Annotated in this window: 4 protein-coding genes; 1 reads left to right on the forward strand and 3 read right to left on the reverse strand. The window is 62.6% G+C overall.

Annotated elements, in window-relative coordinates; all coding sequences use genetic code 11:
• The 3 genes from VJR68_RS12495 to VJR68_RS12505 all read right to left on the reverse strand — a co-directional run.
• On the reverse strand, positions 1-1361 hold a 1361-nt coding region (locus VJR68_RS12495; protein ID WP_324148049.1), incomplete at its 3' end, for an efflux transporter outer membrane subunit.
• On the reverse strand, positions 1358-4534 hold the full coding sequence (locus VJR68_RS12500) for an efflux RND transporter permease subunit (protein ID WP_324148051.1): 3177 nt from the start codon (positions 4532-4534) through the stop codon (positions 1358-1360). The genes VJR68_RS12500 and VJR68_RS12495, both read right to left, overlap by 4 nt.
• Entirely contained in the window at positions 4531-5655 is a 1125-nt protein-coding gene (locus tag VJR68_RS12505) for an efflux RND transporter periplasmic adaptor subunit (RefSeq protein ID WP_324148053.1), read from the reverse strand. Before VJR68_RS12505 ends, VJR68_RS12500 begins: the two co-directional genes overlap by 4 nt.
• Before the next feature lie 119 nt (positions 5656-5774).
• Between VJR68_RS12505 and VJR68_RS12510 the strand changes: the two genes are divergently transcribed.
• Positions 5775-6406: TetR/AcrR family transcriptional regulator (locus VJR68_RS12510; protein WP_324148056.1), on the forward strand; the 632-nt coding region annotated here is incomplete at its 3' end.

Raw genomic sequence — 6406 nt, forward strand, 5'->3', positions numbered from 1 at the left:
TTCTGCCAATGCTGTTCGCTCTGCACCATTGCCGGGTACGACGTGGCACCCAGGCGATAGCGTGCATCGGTATGGGCGAACGTCTGCTGCGCGGCCTTTGACGCAATCTGCGCCGCTTGCAAGGTGTCAGCATCCTGATTCAAGGCGGTGAGCGTGTCAGCCACGTTCTGGAACGCATTCAGCACCGTTTGCTGATAGCTGGAAATCGACGCGTTGTAATCCTCAATCGCTGCCTTGCGCTTGGCGACCAATTCGCCGCCATGGAAGATCGGCTGCGTCAATGAAAGCCCTGCGCTCCACACCGAACCCGCACTGGTGAACAGGGTCGACGGTTTGAAGCCTTCCGTACCCAGCGTCGCGGACAACGAGATCTGCGGAAACAGATTCGCCGTCGCCACGCCGACCTGCGCGGATGCCGCATGCACTGCCGCTTCCGCAGCCAATACGTCCGGCCGCTGGCGCAACAGATCGGAAGGTACGCTGACAGGGACGTTTGCCGGCAGATGCAGGTCCGACAATTTGAGATTTGCCGGCGCCTGGTCCGGCGTGCGTCCCAGCAACACCGCCAACGCATGACGCGCTTTCTCGGCTTGCGCGCGCAAAGGCGGCAACGAGGTATCGATGCTCGCGGCTTGCTCGCGCAGGCTCAGCACGTCGTCTTGCGACGCCGCACCGAGTGCGTGCTGACGTTCCGTGAGATCGGCTTGATCATGCGCAAGCCTGGAGAGCTGCTCGCTGGTCTCAACTTGTTCTTCCAGCGACGCAGCGTTGATCGCTGCCGTCACGATATTGGCCGCCAGCGCGCGCTTGGCCGCATCGAACTCGTAGGACTGCTGATCCACCTGCGCCGCGGTGGCTTCGATACCGTGCCGCGTCGCGCCGAACAGATCGAAGGTGTAGCTGAGCGAAAGCTGCCCGGCGTAGACGTCATACAGATTGGTCGGCGGCCCGAATCCCGGAAAACCCAACGCACGTTGCCGGCTGCTTTGTGCCTGACCATCCAGTTTCGGCAGCATGTTCGCGCCGATCTGCGCACGCAGCAGCTGGTGCGCCGCCTCCAACGTGTGCCTGGTCGCCGCCAGCGAAGGATTGTTGCGCAAGCCTTCTTCCACCCATGCATTGAGCGTGTCATTGCCGTATTCGCGCCACCACTGCGGTACGGCGCGATCACCCAGGCTGTAGTGTTGCGCGACGCCATCCACCTTCGCGGTATCCGCTGGCAATGGCGCGGCGGTGTAATGCGCCGGCGCAGGTGCAGCCGGCGGCTTGGCAGGCGGCGCGAAGGCGCATCCGGCCAAGGCCACGGCAGCAGCAAGTGCTGAGAGACGCCATGCGTACATCACGGTGTTTGCAGTCTTCATGTGGCAGCCTCCGGTTCCCGGGCGGGTTCATCGGCACGCACGCGGAACCAGGTCGCGTACAGCGCAGGCAGATAGAAAAGCGTAAGCACGGTGGCGACGGTGATGCCGCCCATCAGTGCGGTGGCCATCGGGCCGAAGAAGTTGCTGCGCAGTAGCGGAATCAGTGCAAGCACCGCCGCCGCAGCGGTGAGCGTGATGGGCCGGAAACGCCGCACCGTCGCACCGACGATGGCTTCCCAACGCGGATGACCAGCGCGGATATCCTGCTCGATCTGGTCCACCAGGATCACCGAGTTGCGCATGATGATGCCGAACATCGCAATCGTGCCCAGCATGGCGACGAAGCCATACGGCTGGTGCGCCACCAGCAACGCGACAATCACGCCGATCAAGCCCAGCGGCGCAGTCAACACCACCATGAAGGTGCGCCCCAGGCTTTGCAGCTGGATCATCAGCAACACCAAAACCGCCACCAGCAATACCGGCATCTGCACATTGACCGAACCCTGCGCCTTGCCATTCTGTTCGACCGAACCGCCCACTTCGACGCGATAACCCACCGGCAGATGCGCACGAATATCGGCAAGTTTCTTGTCGACGGCGTTGGTAACGTCCAGACCTTGCGCGCCGTTGCGCGTATCGGCCTGCACGGTGATGTTCGGCTGACGATCGCGCTCCCAGATCACGCCGTATTCCAGGCCGTAGCTCACATGGCCAAGCTGGGCGAGCGGAATGGCGGTGCCGCTGGCGGTGGGTATCGCCAGGCGTTCGATCTGATCGGGATGGATGCGATCGCCGCGTTCGCTGCGCAGGTCCACCGCAATCAATTTGTCGCGCTCACGGAACTGCGTCACCGTGGTGCCCGACAGATTCATGGCGAGGAAATCGGCGATATCTTTGGAAGTAAGGCCAAGCTGGCGTGCCTTGAACTGATCCACCTCGAAGCGCACGGAACGCTCGGCCGGCTCGTCCCAGTCGAATTGCACGTTGCTGGTGTCGGGGTTGGCGCGCATCACGCCGGCCACTTGTTCGGCAATGCCGCGCACGGTGGCAATGTCATCGCCTTCCACGCGAAATTGCACCGGAAAGCCGACCGGCGGCCCGTTCTCCAGGCGGCTGACGCGTGTACGCACGGCGCTGAAATCGCGCTTCAATTCGCCATCCAGGTAACTGGCCAGTGCTTCGCGTTGCTTGACGTCTTTGGCGGTGATCACGAACTGCGCAAAGTTGGGCTGGGCCAGTTGCTGATCCAGCGGCAGGTAGAAGCGCGGCGCGCCGCTGCCGACAAAGCTGACGTAGTTGGCGATGTCCTTGCGGCCTTTGAGGACCGCTTCAAAGCGCTGGGTTTCGCGCAATGTTGCCGCGTACGAGGCGCCTTCCGGCAGGCGCAGATCCACCAGCAATTCCGGCCGATCGGAGCTGGGAAAGAACTGCTTGGGCACCAGCCCGAAGCCAGCCAATGCGATCACGAACAGCGCGACCGTGGAGAGCAGCACCAGCCAGCGCTGGCGCAGGCAGAAATCCAGCCAGCCGCGAAAACGCCGATAGAACGTGGTGTCGTAGATTTCGATCTCTTCGCCGTCATGCACAGGTTGCACCGCTTTCGCGGCACGCGCCTCGTTCCAGCGCCGCGGCAGAAACCGCGCCCACCACTCCTGCCCCGGCTTGGCGCGCTGGTGATGCTCCGGCAGCATGTGATAGCCCAGCAGCGGAATCACGATCACCGCCGCCAGCCACGACACCAGCAAGGCAATGGCCGAGACTTCGAAAATCGAGCGCGTGTATTCGCCGGTACTCGACTTGGCCAACGCGATCGGCAGAAAGCCCGATACCGTCACCAGCGTGCCGGTCAACATCGGAAACGCGGTGCTGGTATAGGCGAATGCAGCCGCCTTCACACGGCCCCAGCCCTGCTCCAGCTTCACCGACATCATTTCCACCGCGATGATGGCGTCGTCCACCAGCAGGCCCAGCGCCAGCACCAGCGTACCCAGCGACACTTTGTGCAGCCCGATGCCGAACATGTCCATGCATAGCGCTGTCGCCGCCAGCACGAACGGAATGGAGATCACCACCACCATGCCGGTGCGGAAACCCAGGCTCAGCAGGCTCACCAGCAACACGATCGCCACCGCTTCGGCGACCGACTCCAGGAAGTCATCCACCGAGTGCGAGACGGCGTGCGGCATGCTGGTGACTTCGGTCAGTTTCAGACCCGCAGGCAGGCGCTTTTGCAAGTTGCCGACCTCGCCATCCAGTGCCTTGCCCAGATGCACCACATCCCCGCCCGGCTGCATGGTCACACCGATGCCCAATACCTGCTGCCCCATGAAGCGCATGGTCTGGCTGGGCGGGTCGTCGTAGCCGCGCCGTATGGTGGCGATATCGCCCAGGCGAAAGCTTTTGCCATTGATGTGCAGCAAGGTATTCGCCAAGGCATCCAGGTTGTCGAACTGCCCGCTTGGGCGCACGAACACGCGGTCATCGGCCGTGGTCAGCACGCCGGTGGATGCGACGGCGTTCTGATCGTTGATCGCCTGGCCGATCTGCTGCGGGCTGATGCCGAGCTTGGCCAGCGTCGCGTTCGTCACGTCGATGTAGATGTGCTGGTTCTGGTCACCGAAGTAATCGACCTTGCCCACGCCCGGCACGCGCAGCAGTTCGGCGCGCAATTGATCGGCATAGTCGTGCAGTTGTGCCGGCGTGTAACCATCACCTTCCAGCGCATAGATGTTGGTATAGACGTCGCCGAATTCATCGTTGAAGAACGGCCCTTGCACGCCTTGCGGCAATTGCGCGGCGATGTCGCCGACCTTTTTGCGCACCTGATACCAGGTCTCCGGCACCACAGCGGCCGGCGCCGAATCCTTGATGTTGAAGAAGATCAGCGATTCGCCGGGACGCGAATAACTGCGCAGAAAGTCGATATTCGGCGTTTCCTGCAGCTTGCGCCCGATGCGGTCGGTGACTTCTTCCTGCACTTGCTTGGCGGTGGCGCCGGGCCAGTAGGTCTGGATCACCATCACTTTGAAGGTGAACGGCGGATCTTCCGACTGCGACAGATTCTTGTACGACAGCAGGCCGAACAGCGCGATCAGGCCCATCAGGAAAAACACCAGCGACTGATGGCGCAAGGTCCACGCGGAAAGATTGAAGCGCTCCTCGTGGCTCATTGCGGCGCGTCCTCGGCGTGCGGCGGCGCGATCGGCGTGACTTTTTCGCCTACCGAAACGGTATGCACGCCTTGCATCACGATGCGCTCGCCCGCCTTCAGGCCATCGGCAAGCAGTACATCGCGTTCGTCGTAGCGCGCCACCGTCACCGGGCGCAGCGCGAGCTTGGAATCAGCAGGATTCACCACCCATACGGCGGGATGCTCGTCCTGGTGAAACAAGGCTGTGACCGGAATTTTCACCATGTTTTCTGCAGCGTGACCGGCTTGCAGCGACACATCCGCCGTCATGCCGAGTTGCAGCGTGGCGTCAGCATGGTCGACCGTGAGCTTGACCAGATACGTGTGCGACTGCGCATCGGCCGCGGGGGCGATTTCGCGCACGCGCGCGGTGTACGTGTGTGCAGGCAACGCGGGCAAGCTCACCGTGGCAGCCTGCCCGACGCTGATGCGGCCGACACGGCTTTCCGGCACGTCGACATACACCTCGCGCTCGCCCGCCTGCGCGAACCCGAACACTTGTTGCCCAGCCGCCAGCACCTGTCCCACCTCGGCCTGGCGGCTGGTGATGACACCGTCGTGATCGGCCACCAGCGTGGTGCTTTGCGCCAGCTTGTATTGCTGCCTGGCCTGGTCACGGCCGGCGAGTGCGGCGGCGTAGGTGTCCTGCGTCTGCTGCAGCTGCAGTTGGCTGATCAGGTTCTGCTTGAACTGCGCTTCATCGCGGTCGCGCTGCTGGGTGGCGAACAGCAGACGGTGTTCCGCCGCATCCAGCGCCGCCTTCGCATAGGTCAATTGCTGCGCCGGGTCGGCGGGATCGAGCTGGGCCAGCGGCTGGCCTTGTTTCACCGCCGTACCCGGATCGACGTAGCGCGCGGTCAACCGTCCCGCCATGCGGAACGACAGCGGCATTTCGTAGCGGGCATGCACTTCGCCGGGAAAACGGCCCGCCGCGGTGCCATCGGTGGCCTGCACCGGCATGGCGATCACCGGCACGGCGGCGTCCGCCTCGGGCGTTTTGCCACTGCAACCAGCCAATGAAATCAGGGAGATAGCTACCGCATACGGTAACCAGGCGCGCCGCGCCAGCATGCGCGGCTTGAAGAGAGGGGGACGGTTCACGGAAAGCTCCTGGGGAGTGGAGGGCTCAAGCAATACAGCTGCGGACTCTAATCCATGATCGAATTCAAATACAACTATGTATTTCGATACACGTGCCAGACGTCGTGGTACGATGCTGCATGCCACGCAAACGCCTTACCCGAGAAGAAAGTCGCGAACAAACCCGCCTGCGCCTGATGGAAGCTGCTGCGGCCGTGATCGCCAAAAAGGGACTGGCCGCGACCAGCGTCGAAGACATCGCCGGCCATGCGGGCTACACACGCGGTGCGTTCTATTCGAACTTCAAGGGCAAGACCGACCTGTTTCTCGAATTGCTCAGCCGCGATCACGACGATGCGCACGAGGAATTGCAGCAACTGCTGGATACCGATCTGCCCCGTGAAGAACTGCAGCAGCGGCTCGCGCAGTTCTACGGCCAGCTGTACCGGGATCACGCCAACTATGTGTTATGGGCCGAAGCACGGCTGCTCGCGGTGCGGGACGCCAAATTCCGCCACCGCCTGAATGCGTTGTGCCTGGAAAAGCGCGACCAGATCGCCTACTTCATTACCAAGTTCTGCGAGCGCATGGGGCTTGAAGTACCTGCACCCGCGCCCGATCTCGCACTGGCCATGATGGGCCTGATCGATGGCGTGCTTTATTTCAACATGAGCATGCCGGGTGAATTGCCCGATGCCGCCATCGAATCCGTGCTGAGCCTGATCTTCCGCGCAACGTTCTTCGGCGCGCAGGGCGGACGAGCGAAAAACCT

Origin of the sequence: Dyella sp. (genome assembly GCF_035277725.1) — a bacterium.
Taxonomy (GTDB): Bacteria; Pseudomonadota; Gammaproteobacteria; order Xanthomonadales; family Rhodanobacteraceae; genus Dyella_B.